14 protein-coding genes and 5 tRNA genes are annotated in these 19,336 nt (G+C 22.6%); 11 read left to right on the top strand and 8 right to left on the bottom strand.

What is annotated here, in order from left to right; all coding sequences use genetic code 11:
• Positions 1 to 354 precede the first annotated feature (354 nt).
• The 7 genes from D9V80_RS01670 (at position 355) to cysC (ending at position 9,240) form a co-directional block, all read left to right on the top strand.
• A complete protein-coding gene (locus D9V80_RS01670; RefSeq protein WP_158353604.1) occupies positions 355 to 2,184 on the top strand; it encodes an assimilatory sulfite reductase (NADPH) flavoprotein subunit in 1,830 nt (609 codons plus the stop codon).
• Entirely contained in the window at positions 2,184 to 3,908 is a 1,725-nt protein-coding gene (gene cysI / locus D9V80_RS01665) for an assimilatory sulfite reductase (NADPH) hemoprotein subunit (RefSeq protein WP_158353602.1), read from the top strand. Before D9V80_RS01670 ends, cysI begins: the two co-directional genes overlap by 1 nt.
• A 21-nt stretch (positions 3,909 to 3,929) precedes the next feature.
• Positions 3,930 to 4,667, top strand: coding sequence for a phosphoadenylyl-sulfate reductase (locus D9V80_RS01660; protein ID WP_158353600.1), 738 nt, complete (start codon positions 3,930 to 3,932; stop codon positions 4,665 to 4,667).
• 178 nt (positions 4,668 to 4,845) lie between these two features.
• The gene (gene cysG / locus D9V80_RS01655) at positions 4,846 to 6,252 is read left to right on the top strand and encodes a siroheme synthase CysG (RefSeq protein ID WP_158353598.1); all 1,407 of its coding nucleotides are present in this window, start codon (positions 4,846 to 4,848) and stop codon (positions 6,250 to 6,252) included.
• An 18-nt stretch (positions 6,253 to 6,270) separates the two neighbouring features.
• Positions 6,271 to 7,182 (top strand): sulfate adenylyltransferase subunit CysD, encoded by a 912-nt coding sequence (gene cysD / locus D9V80_RS01650; RefSeq protein ID WP_158353596.1) that lies wholly within the window; start codon positions 6,271 to 6,273, stop codon positions 7,180 to 7,182.
• Positions 7,183 to 7,194: 12 nt separating this feature from the next.
• The gene (gene cysN / locus D9V80_RS01645; protein WP_158353594.1) at positions 7,195 to 8,607 is read left to right on the top strand and encodes a sulfate adenylyltransferase subunit CysN; all 1,413 of its coding nucleotides are present in this window, start codon (positions 7,195 to 7,197) and stop codon (positions 8,605 to 8,607) included.
• 30 nt (positions 8,608 to 8,637) lie between these two features.
• Positions 8,638 to 9,240, top strand: coding sequence for an adenylyl-sulfate kinase (cysC, locus tag D9V80_RS01640; protein ID WP_158353592.1), 603 nt, complete (start codon positions 8,638 to 8,640; stop codon positions 9,238 to 9,240).
• A 215-nt stretch (positions 9,241 to 9,455) separates the two neighbouring features.
• Here the strand turns inward: cysC and eno are convergent, their stop codons facing one another.
• The 3 genes from eno to glnS all read right to left on the bottom strand — a co-directional run bounded on the left by eno (position 9,456) and on the right by glnS (position 14,210).
• Positions 9,456 to 10,757 (bottom strand): phosphopyruvate hydratase, encoded by a 1,302-nt coding sequence (gene eno, locus D9V80_RS01635; protein ID WP_158353590.1) that lies wholly within the window; start codon positions 10,755 to 10,757, stop codon positions 9,456 to 9,458.
• Between the two features lie 19 nt (positions 10,758 to 10,776).
• Entirely contained in the window at positions 10,777 to 12,417 is a 1,641-nt protein-coding gene (locus tag D9V80_RS01630) for a CTP synthase (RefSeq protein ID WP_158353588.1), read from the bottom strand.
• Positions 12,418 to 12,578: 161 nt separating this feature from the next.
• Positions 12,579 to 14,210: a glutamine--tRNA ligase gene (glnS, locus tag D9V80_RS01625; protein ID WP_158353586.1), complete on the bottom strand. Its 1,632-nt coding sequence runs from the start codon at positions 14,208 to 14,210 to the stop codon at positions 12,579 to 12,581.
• A gap of 263 nt (positions 14,211 to 14,473) precedes the next feature.
• Here glnS and D9V80_RS01620 point away from each other — a divergent pair.
• The 4 genes from D9V80_RS01620 to rpiA all read left to right on the top strand — a co-directional run bounded on the left by D9V80_RS01620 (position 14,474) and on the right by rpiA (position 15,490).
• Positions 14,474 to 14,548, top strand: a tRNA-Met gene (locus D9V80_RS01620).
• 45 nt (positions 14,549 to 14,593) lie between these two features.
• Positions 14,594 to 14,675 (top strand) — tRNA-Leu (locus D9V80_RS01615).
• An 18-nt stretch (positions 14,676 to 14,693) separates the two neighbouring features.
• Positions 14,694 to 14,765: transfer RNA gene (locus D9V80_RS01610), tRNA-Gln, on the top strand.
• 68 nt (positions 14,766 to 14,833) lie between these two features.
• Positions 14,834 to 15,490 carry a ribose-5-phosphate isomerase RpiA gene (gene rpiA / locus D9V80_RS01605; RefSeq protein WP_158353584.1) on the top strand — a complete coding sequence of 219 codons (657 nt, stop codon included), beginning with the start codon at positions 14,834 to 14,836 and terminating at the stop codon, positions 15,488 to 15,490.
• Positions 15,491 to 15,696: 206 nt separating this feature from the next.
• On the opposite strand, the gene D9V80_RS01600 is transcribed toward rpiA, so the two are convergent.
• The 5 genes from D9V80_RS01600 to D9V80_RS01580 form a co-directional block, all read right to left on the bottom strand.
• A complete protein-coding gene (locus tag D9V80_RS01600) occupies positions 15,697 to 16,431 on the bottom strand; it encodes a 16S rRNA (uracil(1498)-N(3))-methyltransferase (RefSeq protein ID WP_158353582.1) in 735 nt (244 codons plus the stop codon).
• Between the two features lie 5 nt (positions 16,432 to 16,436).
• Complete coding sequence (locus tag D9V80_RS01595; RefSeq protein ID WP_158353579.1) at positions 16,437 to 17,189, bottom strand: endonuclease; 753 nt, start codon at positions 17,187 to 17,189, stop codon at positions 16,437 to 16,439.
• 33 nt (positions 17,190 to 17,222) lie between these two features.
• Positions 17,223 to 18,815, bottom strand: coding sequence for a glutamate--cysteine ligase (gene gshA, locus D9V80_RS01590; protein WP_187306484.1), 1,593 nt, complete (start codon positions 18,813 to 18,815; stop codon positions 17,223 to 17,225).
• Between the two features lie 130 nt (positions 18,816 to 18,945).
• Positions 18,946 to 19,019 (bottom strand) — tRNA-Arg (locus D9V80_RS01585).
• A gap of 2 nt (positions 19,020 to 19,021) precedes the next feature.
• Positions 19,022 to 19,112 (bottom strand) — tRNA-Ser (locus D9V80_RS01580).
• Positions 19,113 to 19,336: the final 224 nt, after the last annotated feature.

The raw sequence follows: 19,336 nt of genomic DNA, 5'->3' as shown, positions 1-19,336 counted from the left end.
ATGTAAGATGAAATAAATAAAGTGAAAAATTTTTTATTTTTTTAATTACAAAAAATTATTCTTTTTATATGTTGAATTATATTAATTATTGTAACTTTTTATATTGAACTCTTTCTTTATGAAAGGATTACTTATTGTGACACACAGATTTAAAAATGTTAATATATTTTATATATATATCAAAAAATAGTCGATTTTTTATTATTTTTTATGCAATTAATTTTTTTAATTCCACTTTTTATTTTAAAATATTTATATTATATTTTAATAAACAAAATAAATCTTATAATTATAACAGTACTTATGAAATATTTTAGATAATAATCAATATAGGATAATTAGGATGTATACGTTATGATAAAAAAAATAGATGATTTATCAGTCTATCCTTTTACTGACGAACAAATAAAATTACTGAATAGTTTTACAAATAAATTAACTAGTAATCAATGTACTTGGTTATCTGGTTTTTTTTGTGGTTTATCTCAAAAAAAAATTATATTGAAAAAAACAGGAGAAGAAAAAAAAAGTTTAATTAATAAAAAAAATAATAATCATATAACAATTATTTCTGCTTCTCAAACTGGTAATGCTAGAAGTTTATCAGAAAAACTTGAAAGAAAATGCTTACATTATAATATACCAGTAAAATTATTTAATGCTCATGAATATAAATTTAAAAAAATTAATTCAGAAAAAATTTTAATATTAATTATATCAACTCATGGAGAAGGAGAACCTCCTGAAATTGCTTTACCTATGTATCATTTTTTAACATCTAAAAAAATTACTTATTTAAAAAATTTACAATATTGTATTTTTGGTTTAGGAGATTCTTCTTATGAACATTTTTGTCAAGCTGGAAAAACATTCGACAAAATTTTTTTCGATGCAGGAGCAAAACCATTGTTAGAAAGAATTGATGCTGATGTTAATTATGAAGAGATATCAAATCAATGGTGTACAAATTTAATTCAGATTATTCAAAAAAAATTTTTTTTTGAAACATCAAATCAAACATTAGATAAGTGTACTTCTAACAATCAACAAAATCAATTAAATCATTCAATTTGGAGTAAAGTTAATCCTTATTTATCTACTTTACTAACTAATCAAAAAATTACAGGAAGATATTCTAATAAAGACGTAAGACATTTGGAATTACATATAAAAGATTCAGAAATTCAATATAATCCGGGAGATTCTGTAGGTATTTGGTATGAAAATGATGATTCATTGATTAATGAAATATTAGAGATATTGAAAATAAAAAAAAATGAAATAGTTAATATAAAAAATATACAAAAAACTATATTTCATGCTTTAAAATTTGATTATGAATTAACTACAAATAGTAGTGTAATTTTTAAAAAATATTCTTTTTTAAGTAAAGATCCACATTTAATTAATATGAATAATGATATAAAATTTTTACAATCTTACATAAAAAATATGCCTTTAGTACATATGTTTCGTCAATTTCCTACTTGTCTTTCTGCACAAAATTTAATTGAATTATTACATCCTTTAAAACCTAGATTTTATTCTATATCTTCATCTCAATTAGAAAATAATGAAGAAATACATATTACTGTAAATGTAGTACACAATATTTGTTCTGGAAAAAAATATTTGGGAGGTGCTTCAGGATATTTATCAAAAACAATTCCAGATGTTTCCAAAATAAAAATTTTTATAGAAAAAAATAATAATTTTAAGTTACCTATAAATAATAATATTCCTATTATTATGATAGGATCTGGGACTGGAATTGCTCCTTTTAGATCATTTATTCAAGAAAGAGATAATAGAAATGCATTAGGAAAAAATTGGCTTTTTTTTGGAAATCAACAATCAAGTGAAGATTTTTTATATCAACAAGAATGGCAATTATATCATAAGCAAGGATTATTAAATAATATAGATTTAGCATGGTCTCAGGATTTTGATCATAAAATATATATTCAAGAGAAAATGTTAGAAAAATCAGAAGAATTATGGAAATGGATTTATAATGATGAAGCTTATATTTATGTATGTGGCAATGCTACAAACATGGCAAAAGATGTAGAATTAGCTTTAATAAAAATAATTTGTCAATATAATGGAACAAATACAGAGCAATCGAATGATTTTTTAAATATGTTAAGAACGAGCAAACGTTATCAAAGAGATATATATTAATGAAAAAATACAAAAATAATTCATTAGTTGTACAAGGTCAGTTAAGCGATTATGAAAGAATGAAAGGTGAAAGTAATTATCTCAGGGGTACAATTTCAGATGATTTATTAGATTCATTAACAAATGGATTTAAAGGAGATAATTTTTATCTTATTCGTTTTCATGGGATGTATCAACAAGATGATCGAGATCTCCGCAAAGAAAGGATAGAACAAAAATTAGAACCAAAATATACTATGATGCTTAGATGTCGTTTGCCAGGAGGAGTAATTACTTCAAAACAATGGTTAAAAATTTATGATTTTGCATTAAATTGTACTTTTTATAAAAGTATAAGACTTACTAATCGACAAACTTTTCAATTACATGGAATTTTAAAAAATAAATTAAAAAATACACATAAAATGTTGAATGAAGTGGGTTTAGATTCTTTAGCAACTGCTAATGATGTTAATAGAAATGTGATTTGTACATCTAATCCTAATGAAACTATTATACATCATCAAATTTATGAGTTTTCAAAAAAAGTTTCAGATTTATTACTTCCAAAAACTAATGCTTATGCTGAAATTTGGTTAGATAAAAAAAAAATATTTAAAACATATGAAGAAGAACCTATATTAACAAAATTTTATTTACCAAGAAAATTTAAAATTAGTATTGTAATTCCTCCATATAATGATATAGATATTCATGCTAATGATATGAGTTTAGTTGCTATTATTGATGTTCACAATACTACTATTTTAGGATTTAATTTATTATTAGGAGGAGGGTTGTCTTTTGAACACAGTAATCATGCAACAGTTCCTGCTATTAGTAAAGATATAGGTTTTATTGATTATAAAAATATTTTTTCTGTTATTCAATCTGTTGTAACTATTCAAAGAGATTGGGGAGATAGAACTAATAGAAAACAAGCAAAAACAAGATATACAATAAAAAGAGTAGGATTACAAATTTTTAAAAAAGAAATTGAAAAAAGAGCAAATGTTTTTTTTGAAAAATCTAAACCTTATCATTTTATTTCTCGAGGAGATAGATTTGGTTGGTTAAAGGGTCAAGATCAATTATGGTATTACACTTTATTTATTCCTCAAGGAAGAATAGTTAATACCATTGATTTAAAATTAGGAGAGTGTTTACAAAAAATAGCTCAAATACATAAAGGTTCATTTCGTATCACTGCTAACCAAAATATTATTATATCTGAAATTTCTACTGAAAATAAAATAAATATTACAAAATTATTACAAAAATATAATATAGATAATTCATTCTCTAATGTAAGAAAAAATTCCATGGCTTGTGTTTCTTTTCCTACATGTCCATTAGCAATGGCAGAAGCAGAAAGAGTATTAGATAATTTTGTTAATAAATTAGAATTACTTCTAATAAAGTATAATATTAATCATGAATATATAGTATTTCGTATTACTGGTTGCCCGAATGGTTGTGCTAGAGCTTTATTAGCAGAAATTGCTTTAGTAGGTAAATCGTTTGGAAAATATAATTTATATTTAGGTGGTAATAAAATTGGAACACGAATTCCACATTTATATTTAGAAAACCTTGATGAAAATGCAATTTTTAAACATCTGGATAAGTTAATATTCTTATGGTCTTCAGAACGTCAAACAAAAGAAGATTTTGGTGATTTTGTTATTAGAAAAAAAATAGTGTTGGAAGTGATTGATTCTTTTAATGATTTTTGGAAAAAATAAAATATAATAAAAGGTTAAAACGTGATTAATTTAAATAATGTCAATAATTTAACATTAAACGAAAAAAAAAATTTTTTGTATACACAAAATATAATTTTAAAAAATATGTCAGCCAAAGAAAGAATATCTTGGGCTTTAGAAAATCTTCCAGGTGTACACATTTTAACTTCTAGTTTTGGTATTCATTCATTAGTTTCTTTACATTTAATGATACAACAAAAAAAAGACATTCCTGTTGTTATAATTGATACTGGATATTTATTTCCAGAAACTTATCATTTTATTGATAAAATATCAAAAAAATTAGAATTAAATTTGAAAATTTTTCGTCCAAAAATTTCATCTGCTTGGCAAGAGGTGCGTTATGGAAAATTATGGAAAAAAGGATTAACTGGAATTGAATTATATAACAATTTGAATAAAGTTGATCCTATGAAACGAGCTTTAAAAGATTTAAGTGTGAATACATGGTTTGCGGGATTAAGATTTAATCAATCGAATATACGTTCCTCTTTTTCTATTTTAAATTTGCATCAAAATATTTTTAAATTTTTACCAATTTTTGATTGGAATCAAAAAATGATAGATGATTATACTACATATTATCAACTTGATATACATCCTTTATATAAAAAAGGTTATATTTCTGTTGGAGATATACATACTACTATTCCTTTTCAATCTGGAATGTTAGAATCAGAAACACGTTTTTTTGGATTAAAAAGAGAATGTGGTTTACATGAAAAGAACAAATATTAATATAAACACATGCATTCAATTTGAAATATATTAATGTTTTTTATCAAAATATTATAAATTAATAAATTTATATTTAAAAGAAATTAATCAATTTGAATTTTTTATTTTTTTTAAGTATGACAAAATTTCAAAAATATTAATTATTTTACATTTTTTAGTATATTTTGTTAAGGATTGTATGAATTATTTTCCTATTTTTTTAAAATTAAAAGAAAAAAACATTTTAGTAATAGGAGGGGGAAAAATAGCTTTAAGAAAAATTAATTTATTAATGAAATCTCAGGGTAATATAAAAATAGTATCTAAAACACTTTGTGCAGATTTACAATTATTATTTGAAAAAAAAAAAATAGAATGGATTGATACTATATTTTTAAAAAAATATTTAAATAATATTTTTTTAGTTATAATTGCGACTAATAATACTATTTTAAATCAATATATTTTTAAATTAGCTACAAAAAAATGTTTATTTGTAAATTCAGTAGATGATATTGATAATTGTTCTTGTATTTTTCCTTCTATTATCGATCGTAATCCTATATTAATTTCTTTATCATCTTCTGGTACTTCGCCAGTACTACTAAAATTAATAAGAGAAAAAATTGAATCTATTATCCCTTTTGGGATTAATAAAATTGCATATTTTGCAAAAAAGTGGAGAGTAAAAATACAATATTTTTTTAAAAAAATAGAGAGGAGAAGATATTTTTGGGAAAAATTATTTAAAAGTGTTTTTTTTAATCATATATTAAATAATAATATGTGTAATGCTATGTCTGTTTTTAAAAAAATAATTTGTAACTCTAACTTTTCTCAAGGTATTATTTCTTTAGTAGGAGCTGGTCCAGGTAAGGTTGGTTTATTAACATTAGATGGATTACAAGTTTTACAAAATGCAGATATCGTATTTTATGATCGTTTAGTTGGAAAAAAAATATTAGATTTAATACGAAGAGATGCAGATCGTATTTGTATTGGAAAAGAAAGGAATAAATATATTTATACACAAAAAAAAATTCAGAAATTATTAGTATATCATGCACTACAAGGAAAAAAAGTAGTGCGTTTAAAAGGTGGGGATGCATTTATATTTGGAAGAGGAGGGGAAGAATTAGATTATATATATAAAAAAAATGTTGATTTTCAAGTAATTCCAGGAATTACTACTGCAATTGGTGCTGCAGCTTTTTCAGGAATTCCATTAACTTATCGTAATATTGCTGAAGGTATTATTTTTATTACAGGACATAAATATAATTTCGATTGTTTTAATATTTTTGAAAAAAATATTAAAAAATATACGATTGTGATTTATATGGGAAAAATGTATGCTCATTTTATTGCATTAAATTTAATAAAAAAAGGGTTATCTAAAAATACACCTGTAGCTGTAATTAGTCAAGCGACGACAACAAATCAAATTGTTTTAATTAAATCATTAAGTGTCTTAACAAATTATAATATTAAATTAAATACTCCAATTTTATTAATTATAGGAGATGTTGTGAAATTTTATGAAAAATTTCATTGGTTTAATAAAAATATTTATATTGATAAAAATAATATTTTCACTCAAATTTAGTTATATTAAGGTATATTTATGAAAAAAAAAGGGTTTACTTATTTGACTCAATTAGAATCAGAAAGTATCTCAATTATTAGAGAAGTAGCATCTGAATTTATCAATCCAGTCATGTTATATTCTCTTGGTAAAGATTCTTCTGTTATGCTACATTTAGCAAAAAAAGCTTTTTATCCTGGGAAAATTCCCTTTCCATTATTACATATTGATACTCAATGGAAATTTCGAGAAATGTATACTTTTCGAGATTTATTAATTAAAAAAATGGATATTGATTTAATAATTCATATCAATGAAGAAGGGAAAAAACATGTTTTAAATCCTTTTTACAATAAAGATGTTGCAAAGTATACTGAAATTATGAAAACAGATGCATTAAAACAAGCAATAGAAAAATACAAATTTGATGCGGCATTCGGTGGTGCAAGAAGAGATGAGGAAAAATCTCGTTCTAAAGAACGTATTTATTCTTTTCGAGATATATGGCATAAATGGGACCCTAAAAAGCAAAGACCAGAGTTATGGAATATTTATAATGGACAAATATTTCAAGGAGAAAGTATTCGAGTGTTTCCATTATCTAATTGGACTGAATTAGATATTTGGCAATATATATATTTAGAAAATATTGAAATTGTTCCTTTATATTTTTCAAAAAAGCGTCCTACTATAAAAAGAAATAAAATGCTATTAATGATAGATGATGATAGAATACAGTTAAATAAAAATGAAAAAATAAAATTAAGAAATATTCGTTTTAGAACTTTAGGATGTTGGCCTTTAACTAGTGCAATTAAATCTAATGCGACTACTTTATCCGATATTATACAAGAAATGTTATTAATGCATACTAGTGAACGTACAGGAAGAATGATTGATCATAATGCATCAGATTCCATGGAATTTAAAAAGAAAAAAGGATATTTTTAAGGATTAAAAAGTATGAGTATTAATATTTATAATCAAAAAAAACATGAAATACTTAATTTGGAATGGATGAATACTCAAAATAACAAAAAAATATTGCGTTTTTTAACTTGTGGAAGTGTTGATGATGGAAAAAGTACATTAATTGGTCGTTTATTATATGATACTAAACAAATTTATACAGATCAATTAGATTCTTTACGTCAAGATAGTAAAAAACATGGTACTCAAGGAAAAGAAATAGATTATGCTTTATTGGTAGATGGATTGCAAGCAGAAAGAGAACAAGGTATTACAATAGATGTTGCATATCGATATTTTTATACAAAAAATAGAAAATTTATTATTTCAGATACTCCTGGTCATGCACAATATACTTGTAATATGGTAACAGGTGCATCTACATGTGATGTTGCAATACTCTTAATAGATGTAAAAAAAGGATTAATGGAACAAACTTTTAGACATGCGTTTATTACAACATTATTAGGTATACGTCATATTATTGTTACAATTAATAAAATGGATTTAATTGATTATAATCAAAATATTTTTAATAAAATAAAACATGAATTTATTAATTTTAGTAAAAATTTATCTAATAATTTAATAATATATTTTATTCCCATATCTGCTTTAAATGGAGAAAATGTTGTTACTTCTCACAATTGTGCTTCTTGGTACACAGGTATGACGTTGTTACAAATATTAGAAAATATTGAAATTAAAAAAAAGAAAAAAAGTGATCATTTAATTTTACCTATTCAATATGTTAATCGTACCAATTCGGAATTTAGAGGTTATACAGGAACTGTTTCTTCAGGCAAAATATTTTCAGGAAAAAAAATAAAGGTATTACCAAACAATTTATATACTACCATTGATCAATTAATATCTTATGATAATAATATGCAACAAGCATATGAAGGTGATCCTGTTACTGTAACTATTAAAAATGACTTAGATATTACTAGAGGTGATGTTTTAGTCGATGCTGATTCCAAATTAATTCCGACAAAAAATATTTTAGCTACAATTGTTTGGATGAGTACTATTCCATTAAGTTTTTGTACTTTTTATGATATTAAAATTCATTGTAAAAAAACCAGAGGAATGATTAAAAATATTCAATATAAAATTGATATTACTAATTTACATAAAAAAAATGCTACTAGTTTATGTTTAAATGAAATAGGATTATTGGAAATTTTTTTTGACGATTTAGTTATATGTGATTCTTATGTTAATAATAAAAATTTAGGAAGTTTTATTATCATTGATCCATATACTAATGCAACAATTGGAGCTGGAATGGTTCAAAAAGTTGTATATCAAAATAAAGAGAATAATGATAGTAATCGTATGATTATGTTTGAACAAGATTTAAAAAAATTAGTAAAAATTTATTTCCCTCATTGGAAAGTATAAACGAAAATCAATATTGAGAAAATTTTAGTTATGAATATTTCTAATTTAAAAAATGTTTTTTGGCATAAACATTATATAGATAAAAAACTTAGAATTATGAGAAATCAACACAATGCTTTTGTATTATGGTTTACTGGATTATCAGGATCTGGTAAATCTACTATAGCTGGATTTTTAGAACATTTGCTATATCAAAAAAAAATAAATACATATTTATTAGATGGTGATAATATCAGAACTGGATTATGTAAAGATTTAAGTTTTAATATAGCAGATAGACAAGAAAATATTAGAAGAGTTGCAGAAGTAGCGAAGTTAATGGTCGATGCTGGTTTACTAGTTTTAGTAACTTTAATTTCCCCTTATCAAAAACATCGAGATCAAGCTAAAAATATTATAGGAAAAAAAAATTTTTTAGAAATTTTTGTAAATACTCCAATTAATATTTGTAAAGAAAGAGATCCTAAAAATTTATATTTAAAATCATTAAAAGGAGAAATTAATGATTTCACGGGAATACAAGAAGAATATGAATCTCCAGATAGTCCAGATTATAATATTGACGGAACAGAAAGTTTAGATAAAATATCAAAAAAATTATTAAAATTTTTGTATAAACGTCTTATTACCTGATTATTTTGTTCCTTTATTTATCATAATAGGTATTATATTTTTGATATTTTTTCTCTAAATAATTAATAAATTATTATATACGTTGTGAAATGTGTATTTAATCATTAAATGAATTTTTGAATTATTGTTTAATAAAATATTTATAACAATATACTAGTCAATACTAATAATATTTTTAATATTAACTAATATATTTTATGAATGATAATTTATATTTATGTTTTTTTAATTTTTTTATACCAAAAAGGAGCTTTTTCTAATCCTAAAGATTCTTCTATACGCATTAATTGGTTATATTTTGCTGTTCTATCTGTTCTACATAGTGAACCTGTTTTTATTTGTCCTGCGTTTGTTCCTACTGCTATATCAGAAATTGTTGTATCTTCTGTTTCTCCTGATCTATGAGAAATGATAACAGCATAATTATATTTTTTAGCCATTTTAATTGCTTGCAAAGTTTCTGTTAATGTTCCTATTTGATTTGGTTTAATTAATATTGCATTTGCAATGTTTTTTTCAATTCCTTTTTTAAAAATTGTAGTATTTGTAACAAATAAATCATCTCCAACTAATTGAATTTTAGATCCTAATTTTTTAGTTTGGTATGCAAATCCTTCCCAATCTAGTTCACTTTGTCCATCTTCTATAGAAGATATAGGATACATTGTTGTAAGATGTTCTAAATAATGTGTAAATTCTTTAGAATCAAAAATTTTTTTTTCTCCAGATAATGTATAAGTTTTATTTTTTTGATTATATAATTCTGATGCTGCGCAATCTATTGATAAAAATATGTCTTTTCCTAATTCATAACCAGATTTTTTTATAGATTTTTCGATTAATTCTAATGCTTCTTGATTAGATTGTAAATTAGGAGCAAATCCTCCTTCATCTCCAACAGATGTATTAAATTTATTTAATTTTAAAATTTCATATAAAGAATGAAATACATCACAACCCATTTTTATAGCTTCTTTTATACTATTTGCTGAAACAGGTTGAATCATAAATTCTTGAATATCAATATTATTGTTGGCATGTTTACCTCCATTAATAATATTCATCATAGGTAAAGGCATGGAAAATATTCCAGGAGTTGCATTTAATTCAGATATATGTTGATATAAAGGAATTTTTTTATAAGACGCAGCTGCTTTTGCATTAGCTAAAGAAACAGATAATATAGAATTTGCTCCTAATTTTGATTTATTCTTTGTTCCATCTAAATTAATCATTATTTCGTCTATATTTTTTTGATTTAAAGCATCTTGATGATATAAATTTTGATTTATATGTTTATTAACATTTTTAATTGCTTTATAAACTCCTTTTCCAGAAAAATATTTTTTATCATGATCTCTTAATTCTAATGCTTCTTTGGTTCCAGTAGATGCACCAGAAGGTACTGATGCTCTTCCTATAGATCCGTTTTCAAGATGTACTTCTGATTCTATAGTTGGATTTCCTCGTGAATCAATGATTTCTCTTGCTATAATTTTTTTTATTTTTGATGTCATAAATAATTTCCTATCTTTGTTAAGATATTTTTTTAGAGTATTGATATTTTTTTGCTGCTTGAATAAATCCAATAAATAAAGGATGACTATTTTTTGGAGTAGAAATAAATTCTGGATGAAATTGACAACCAATAAACCATGGATGATTAGTAATTTCTATAATTTCTATAAAATTTTCTTTCTTTGATTTTGCCGCAATTTTTAATCCAAAAGGGGTTATTATCTGAATTAAATTATTGTTTATTACATATTTATGACGATGTCTTTCTATTATTATATTTTTTCCATATATTTTTTTACTTAAACAATTTTCTGTTAAATTACATTCATTACTTCCTAATCGCATAGCATTTTTAATGTGATTATCATTTTTAATTAAGATAGAATGATTATTTTTTTGATTACAATGTTGAATTGTAGTAATAATTGGAAATTTGCATTTTTGATCAAATTCAATAGAATTTGCAGACTTTATTTTTGCAACATTTTTAGTAAAATCTATTAATGCAATTTGCATACCTAAACATATTCCAAAGTAAGGAATATTATTTTCTCTAGCATATTTTGCTGAAATTAATTTTCCTTTAATACCTCTAATTCCAAATCCTCCTGGTATTAATATACCATCTAAATTTTGTAAAAGAAAAACACCCTGTTTTTCAATATCTTGTGAGTTAATTAATTTTGTAATAACAGTAATTTTATTCTTAATTCCACTATGTTTAATTGCTTCAATGACTGATTTATAAGCATCGGGTAATTTTGTATATTTACCAATTATACCAATTATTATTTTTCCTGTAGACAATTTTTCATTTTTTATAATTTGATTCCATTCTGATAAATCGGCTAACGGTGCTTTTATATTAAATCGTTCACAAATTAATTGATCTATTTTTTGAACGTGTAACATTTTTGGAATTTTGTATATTGAATTTACATCTTTTAATAAAATTACTGCTTTTCGATCAACATTACAAAATAATGCTATTTTAGTACATTCTTTTTTTGACATTGAATGTTCTGATCTACAAATGAGAATATCTGGTTGTATTCCTGTTGATAATAATTGTTTTACTGAATGTTGTGTAGGTTTAGTTTTTATTTCTCCAGATGCTTTAATGTAAGGTATTAATGTTAAATGTATATAAATTATATTTTTTTTTCCAAAATCAATAGACATTTGTCTTATTGCTTCTAAAAATGGTAAAGATTCGATATCCCCTACTGTTCCTCCTACTTCTATTAATGCAATATCTGCTTTTTCTGATCCTTTAATTATTCTTTTTTTAATTTCATCAGTAATATGTGGAATAACTTGAATGGTTTCCCCTAAATATTTTCCTTGTCGTTCTTTTTTTAATACAGAAGAATAAATACTACCTGTAGTAAAATTATTTAAACGAGTCATTTTTGTATTAATGAATCGTTCATAATGTCCTAAATCTAAATCTGTTTCTGCTCCATCTTCAGTAACATATACTTCTCCATGTTGTGTTGGACTCATATTTCCAGGATCAATATTTATGTATGGATCTAATTTTATAATAGTTACTTTTATTTTTCTTGATTCTAAAAGTGTTGCTAAAGATGCTATTGCGATACCTTTACCTAAAGATGAAACTACTCCACCGGTAATGAAAATATAATGTATTGCCATGAATAAACCAGAAATTAAATGTTATTACTATAATAAAAAAGTTAATAATATTATTATTAATATAGTTTGTATGAAATTGATATATAATATACAACAATTTTTATTTTCTATAAAGAATTAACAAATTTTTTATTAATTAATTTTATAATTTTAACTATTTTTTATCTTTTATTTTTTAAACTCACTGTTTGATGAAATACTATTTTGTTTGTGTATTTTTTATCTATAAAAAAATATCCAATTCTTTCAAATTGAAAAGGATAATTATTAAAATTAATTAATGTTTCTTTATTCACAAATCCTTTTTTTTTTATTTTAGAATGTAAGTTAATAAAATTTAAAAAATTTTTTTCTATTTCTGGATTTTTTATTGTGAATAACGGAGAGTAAAAATAAAAATATGCAGGAATTGCATCATTTTTTGATATCCAATGTATAATTCCTATTTTTTTTTTTTGGTTTTTATATGTGTGTAATGTTGTGTTATCGTATGTACACAATATTTTTTTTATATTTCCTTTTTTGTCATATTTGATGTCTTTTACTTTAATTGTATAAGCATAGCGTAATCGTACAGTATTTTTTAATGTTAATCCTTTATATTTTTCATCTGCATATTCTTTAAAATCAGATTTATCAATATAAATTTCTTTACTAAAAACAATGTTTCTGATTCCCATATTAGGCATTTTAGGATGATTTAATACTGAAATATTTTCATATTTTTTTTCATTCATATTTTCAATGATTACTAAAATAGGATCAATAATTGCCATAGTTCTCATAGATTGTTTGTTTAGTTCATTTCTGATACATGATTCTAAAGAATGTAATTCTATTAAACTATCTTGTTTACTTACTCCAATTTTATTACAAAATTTTTTTAAAGATTCTGGTGTGTAACCTTTTTTTTTTAATCCAGAAATAGTAGGCATTCTAGGATCATTCCATCCTGAAACAATTTTATTTTTTACTAATATTGTTAATTTTCTTTTTGATAAAACAGTATATTCTAATTTTAATCTAGCATATTCATATTGCTTAGGATAATGAACCACACTAATATTATCTAATATCCATTCATATAATTTTTTATTTTCTTTAAATTCTAATGTACATAATGAGTGAGTTATTCCTTCAATAGAATCAGAAATACAGTGTGCAAAGTCATAAGTAGGATATATCAACCAACTATTTTTAGTTTTATGATGTTCTTTATGAATAATTCTATATAAAACTGGATCTCTCATAAGTATTGATGATGCTTTCATATTAATTTTAGCACGTAAACAAGCTTGTCCTTCAGAAAAAAATCCTTTTTTCATTTTTTTAAATAAATTTAATGATTCTTCTATTGTTTGATTTCTATAAGGGCTATTTTTACCAGGTTGTTTTAATGTTCCTCGATATTGTTTGATTTGTATTTTGTTTAATTGATCTACATATGCTAATTTTTTCTTTATAAGTTCAATAGCATATTGGTATATAATTTCAAAATATTCTGATGTAAATGTAATATTTTTATTTAAGTTAAAACCCATCCACAAAATATCTTTTTTAATTGATGTTACAAATTTATTTTTTTCTTTTTTTGGATTGGTATCATCAAATCTTAATTTACAACATCCTTTATAATATTCAGCTAGGATAAAATTTAAATGCATAGATTTAATATGACCAATATGTAGATAACCATTTGGTTCAGGAGGAAATCGTGTTCTTAATTTTGTAATAATTTTTTTTTTTATGTCTTGTTGAATGATATTATTAATAAATCCATTAATTTTATTCATATTTTTATTTGAAAATTATAGTGTGTTGATAATTAGTTATTATTTATTAATATTTTGTATATAAATTGATAAAAATATTTATAAACAAATTTTTTATTTCTCTTTATTTTTTTAATTTATTTGATATAATATATCATATTATTATATTCTATAAATATTTTTAATAAAATTTGAATATATTTTTAATATAAAATTTATTATTAAATTTAATGTATATTTTTATAAATGTTTTTAATACTATTTTTTACATTAAATTTTTATTAGGCTATGTAGCTCAGATTGGTTAGAGCACAGCACTCATAACGCTGAGGTCATGGGTTCAATTCCCATCATAGCCATGATTATATATATAATAATATTAAGTTTTATTTTTCAATAAAAATGCGGAGGTGGCGAAAATGGTAGACGCACCAGATTTAGGTTCTGGCACCGCAAGGTTTGCGAGTTCAAATCTCGCTCTCCGTATTTATATTAATTTTATTTTGGGGTATAGCCAAGAGGTTAAGGCATCGGTTTTTGATACCGACACCCCTGGTTCGAATCCAGGTACCCCAGTTATAAAAATGTGTATTTTTTAAAAAATCATTTAAATAAATTTTTAATCAAAAGTATGTTTAACAATTATGAATTTTAAACATTTAAAAAAAAAAGTAGCTATTGAAGCTATAAATTATTTACATTCAGGTATAACAATTGGCGTTGGTACTGGTAGTACTGTATTTTATCTTATAAAAGAATTAAAAAAAATCAGTCATTTAATTTATGGAGCGGTTTCAAGTTCAAAAAGTTCTACATATTTTTTAAAAAATAATAAAATTAATATAATTAATATTAATCAAATTAATTCTTTACAAATTTATATTGATAGTGCTGATGAAGTAGATGATAAAAAAAGAATGATTAAAGGTGGTGGAGGAGCTTTAACTGGTGAGAAAATTATTTCTTCCATTTCTGATATTTTTATCTGTATTGTTGATAAAAGTAAAAAAGTATCAAAAATAGGAAGTAAATTTCCTATTCCAATTGAAGTTATTCCAATGTCAACATCGTATGTTTGTCAAGAAATAAAAAAGTTAGGTGGTATACCAAAAGTACGAAAAAATTTTTTTACTGATTATGGAAATATTATTATTGATGTATATCATTTAAATATGAGTAATCCTTTAAAAACAGAATTATATATTAATTCTATAGTTGGTGTAGTTACGGTAGGTATTTTTGCAAAAAAAAAAGCAGACATAGTGTTAATTAGTTCAGAAAATGGTATAAAAATTTTATAAATTATAATATATATTTTTTTACAATATAAAAAAATGAATTTTTTATATTTTTTTAACTTTTTTTTAAAATACTTTCTTTTTATTTAATAAATAAAATATTTTAACTAAATTTTTAATTGTTAATTATAAATATTTTAATTAATAAAAACATTTTTTAAATTGAAAGATAAAAAACTTTAATTTTATATTAAAATAATAACTTTTTTTTAAATGTCTCCGTATTTTGATTGCAAAATTGAAATAGCAGCTATTGTTGCTGTTTCCATTTTTAATATTCTTTCTCCAAGAGAAAAAACATGAAAATTATTTTTCATAGCACTTTGTATTTCTTCATTCGAAAAACCTTTTTCATAACCCATCAGAATAATTATATTTTTAATTTTACATGTTATGTCTTTTATTTTTTTATTAGCATTTGTATGAAAAATGATTTTTTTTTCTTTTTTATTTTTTATATCAATAAACCAATTATTTAATTCAGTTGGTTGATTAATAATTGGCAAATTATTTCGACGACATTGTTGACATGCAGAAATAATGATTTTTTTCCATTTTTCTATTATTTTATTTTTAATAAAATTTATTTTTGTATTTTTATTCAATAAATAAATCGGTGTAATTTCTTTTACCCCTAGTTCAGTACTTTTTTGTATAATCAGATTCATTTTTTTTTTATTAAGAGATATAACTTGTGCTAAATGTATATATAAAGGAGATATGTTATTATTATTTTTTAGTTTAATTACTTTTAAAGTAATAATAGAATTAATTTTGATCACTTTAGTATAAAAATCTATGGGTTCATTATTAAAAATGATTATGATGTCTTTATATTTTATTCTTAAAACATTTTTTAAATAATGGCAATTAAAAGTATCTGTAATTTCTATATTAGAAAATATATTAATTTTTTTTTTATAATAAATTCTTGGATAATTCATGTATTTTATTTTTCTGTTTCGTTAGAAACATAATGAAAGTTTTTTTTTTCACAATTTTTTTTAACATAATCATTATGTATATGTTGAACTTGATAAATTAAAGCTTCTCTTTCACATTCCCAACAACTCACTGGATTTTCTTTGTCCCATTTGGTAAATAATTGCATCTGTGATTCAGAAATAGTAATATGATATTGGTTTATCATATAAAAATATGTTCTTGCAATTATACCTTTCGTTTCATTTGTTGGTTCAATTTGTTTTTTTTTAAAATCTATTTTTACAGTACAATTTCCATATTGATAATTTTCAAACTGTAATTCATTAAAAGAAAAATTAGAACGATCTCCATTAATTTCTCCGATTACTGGTTGAATATTATGTAAATCAGATTCTATTTTTTTAAATAATTGATCGTCATGTTCACAATATTTTCTTCCTCCTTTTTTCCAACATATTTTGTTATGTCCAAATTCCCACGCGGGTACAACATGATCCCATTCAATACGTTGAGCTCGATTTTTATTTTTTCTGATATTGTAATGACAACTATTTAAATTAGGAATACCTTTTTTTTCATTCCAATTAATTGTACATCCACAATAAAAAGATCCTGGAGCATTTTTATGTATTTTAATTGCCCATAATTTTGCTTGATAAAAATTGTTTTGATGAAATGTATTTGCATATATTTGAGAAGAGTAAAATAAAAAAAAAGTACAAATAATATATATATATTTTTTTTTAAAAATATTCATAATTAATTTTTAATCATTAATTTAATAATCAAATTATTTTTTTGCATCATTTTTGTTTAAAACTGTATATTCTTTTAAATATAAATGAAATGGAATTTGTTCTTTTTTTTCTATATTTTTTTGCTTTTTTTGAGAATTAATAGCTTCGTTTACAAAATCATCATTACTTAATTTTTGAAATTTTTTATTTATATTTTTTTTATAATAAAAGTTTGCAAAATTTAATCCAGTTTGTAATATTCCTTTTTTTTTCATTTTTTTTAGTACACGAGCAGAATATGTAAATTGTGGATATTTTATTAGATTTTCTAAATATAAACAAGTATTTTCATATAATTTTTCTTTGGAAGAAATATCTAATATTTTGGCAATTTTTTTCAGTTCACAAAAAATTGAAATTCCTATTTTTTTCAAAGTAATTGTTGTATTGCTATTTATATCAAAAATTTTCTGATTAGGTTTTCTTCCATATATTGCAACAGTTTCCCAATTTTGTTGAATTTTTTTCCATTCTGTATTAGAAATAGAAGGAGATTCTAAAAAAGTACATAAAATAAGTAATAAATCTAAAAAAAGTATTTGTTTTTTTTCAATTCCAATTTCACTAAATGGATTGATATCTAATGAACGTATTTCAATATATTCAATTCCTTTTTTTTTCATTGAATCAATAATTTTTTCATTATTTTTTACAGATGATTTTGGTCTTATTTGAGTATATAATTCGTTTTCTAATTGAATTATATTAGTATTTAATTGATTTAATTTTCCTTTTTTATCTTTTTCTTTTATTTTTTTAAAACTTTTTGAATTTGTAGATAAAATTTTTATTACACTATTAATATAATCGTTTATGTTATTATAAGATATTTTAAATTTTTTATTATATTTGTTTTGATGACCAAATTTACTAATTCTTATTGAAGTACCCCACGGAAAATATAAAAAATTTTTTTTTTTGTTTTTAGTTAATTTTCTTTTAATTTTTGGATCATCATAAGAATTATTAGAAACAGCTGGTGATGCTCCAAATAAATAAGGGATAATCCAACCAATACGATAATAATTTCTAATTGTACCTAAATAACCATTAGAAATAATTTCTGTTTCACAATCATTATTTTTTATTTTTTTCCATTTTTTCCAAAATATTATAGGAAAAGAAAAATTATAATGAATTCCAGAAATTATATTCATAAAATTACCATATCTCTTTTGTAAACCTTTTCTATATAGTTCTTTAACTTTACCTATATTAGAATTTCCAAATTTAGCTAATTTTACTTTATCTTTTTTTATATTATATAAAGGAATACTTAAAGGCCACATTCTTTCTTTTGGATAAATATTTTTAGTAGCATATATATATAAGTCTTGTAAAAATTGTATAGAATTTTTTAATTTATCTGTTTTTGGTGTAATAAATTCTAATAAATTTTCAGAATAATCTGTTGTTATCCATTGATGTGTTAAAGATTTCCCCATTTGTTTAGGGTGTGTCGTACTAACAATTTTTCCTTTAGAATTAACTCTAAGAGTTTCTCTTTCTATACCTCTAAAAATTTTTGTAAATATTTCTTTATTTTTTTTAATCCAATTTAATTCTTTTAGTTTTATAAAAATCAAATAAAAATTTCCTATATTTAATTAAATTTTTGAAAAAATATATTATATATATAAATATTTTTTAAATGTTTATATGTTATTTATTTATATAAAAAGTATTGTTAAATATAAAATTTTTATTAACAATTTTTGCATCCGGAAGGATTCGAACCTCCGACCGCTCGGTTCGTAGCCGAGTACTCTATCCAACTGAGCTACGGATGCATTGGTGGTGAGAGAGGGATTCGAACCCTCGATACAAAAATTTTGTATACTCCCTTAGCAGGGGAGAGCCTTCAGCCTCTCGGCCATCTCACCGTAATATGTTTAATATGTTTGATAATTTTTATGAATACTTTATAGTATAATATAAAATTATATGGTATTTTTTAATATATTACGTGTTTTAAATAATAAGTCAAATATATTTTTAATATTTATGTATTGAATAATTTTAATTAAATAAATATTTATGATTTGATAAATATCACATTTTTAATATTTATTTTTATTTTTTTATATAACAATATTTTGATGTAAAA

Origin of the sequence: Buchnera aphidicola (Thelaxes californica) (assembly GCF_005080825.1) — a bacterium.
Lineage (GTDB): Bacteria > Pseudomonadota > Gammaproteobacteria > Enterobacterales > Enterobacteriaceae > Buchnera_I > Buchnera_I aphidicola_V.
This window is presented reverse-complemented; position numbering and strand designations above follow the sequence as displayed.

Excerpts from the sequence above, each read along its gene's own strand:
- D9V80_RS01670 (WP_158353604.1), top strand. The coding sequence starts at position 355 with ATGATAAAAAAAATAGATGATTTATCAGTCTATCCTTTTACTGACGAA.
- cysI (WP_158353602.1), top strand. The coding sequence starts at position 2,184 with ATGAAAAAATACAAAAATAATTCATTAGTTGTACAAGGTCAGTTAAGC.
- cysG (WP_158353598.1), top strand. The coding sequence starts at position 4,846 with ATGAATTATTTTCCTATTTTTTTAAAATTAAAAGAAAAAAACATTTTA.
- cysD (WP_158353596.1), top strand. The coding sequence starts at position 6,271 with ATGAAAAAAAAAGGGTTTACTTATTTGACTCAATTAGAATCAGAAAGT.
- cysN (WP_158353594.1), top strand. The coding sequence starts at position 7,195 with ATGAGTATTAATATTTATAATCAAAAAAAACATGAAATACTTAATTTG.
- cysC (WP_158353592.1), top strand. The coding sequence starts at position 8,638 with ATGAATATTTCTAATTTAAAAAATGTTTTTTGGCATAAACATTATATA.
- eno (WP_158353590.1), bottom strand. The coding sequence starts at position 10,757 with ATGACATCAAAAATAAAAAAAATTATAGCAAGAGAAATCATTGATTCA.
- D9V80_RS01630 (WP_158353588.1), bottom strand. The coding sequence starts at position 12,417 with ATGGCAATACATTATATTTTCATTACCGGTGGAGTAGTTTCATCTTTA.
- glnS (WP_158353586.1), bottom strand. The coding sequence starts at position 14,210 with ATGAATAAAATTAATGGATTTATTAATAATATCATTCAACAAGACATA.
- rpiA (WP_158353584.1), top strand. The coding sequence starts at position 14,834 with ATGAATTTTAAACATTTAAAAAAAAAAGTAGCTATTGAAGCTATAAAT.
- D9V80_RS01600 (WP_158353582.1), bottom strand. The coding sequence starts at position 16,431 with ATGAATTATCCAAGAATTTATTATAAAAAAAAAATTAATATATTTTCT.
- D9V80_RS01595 (WP_158353579.1), bottom strand. The coding sequence starts at position 17,189 with ATGAATATTTTTAAAAAAAAATATATATATATTATTTGTACTTTTTTT.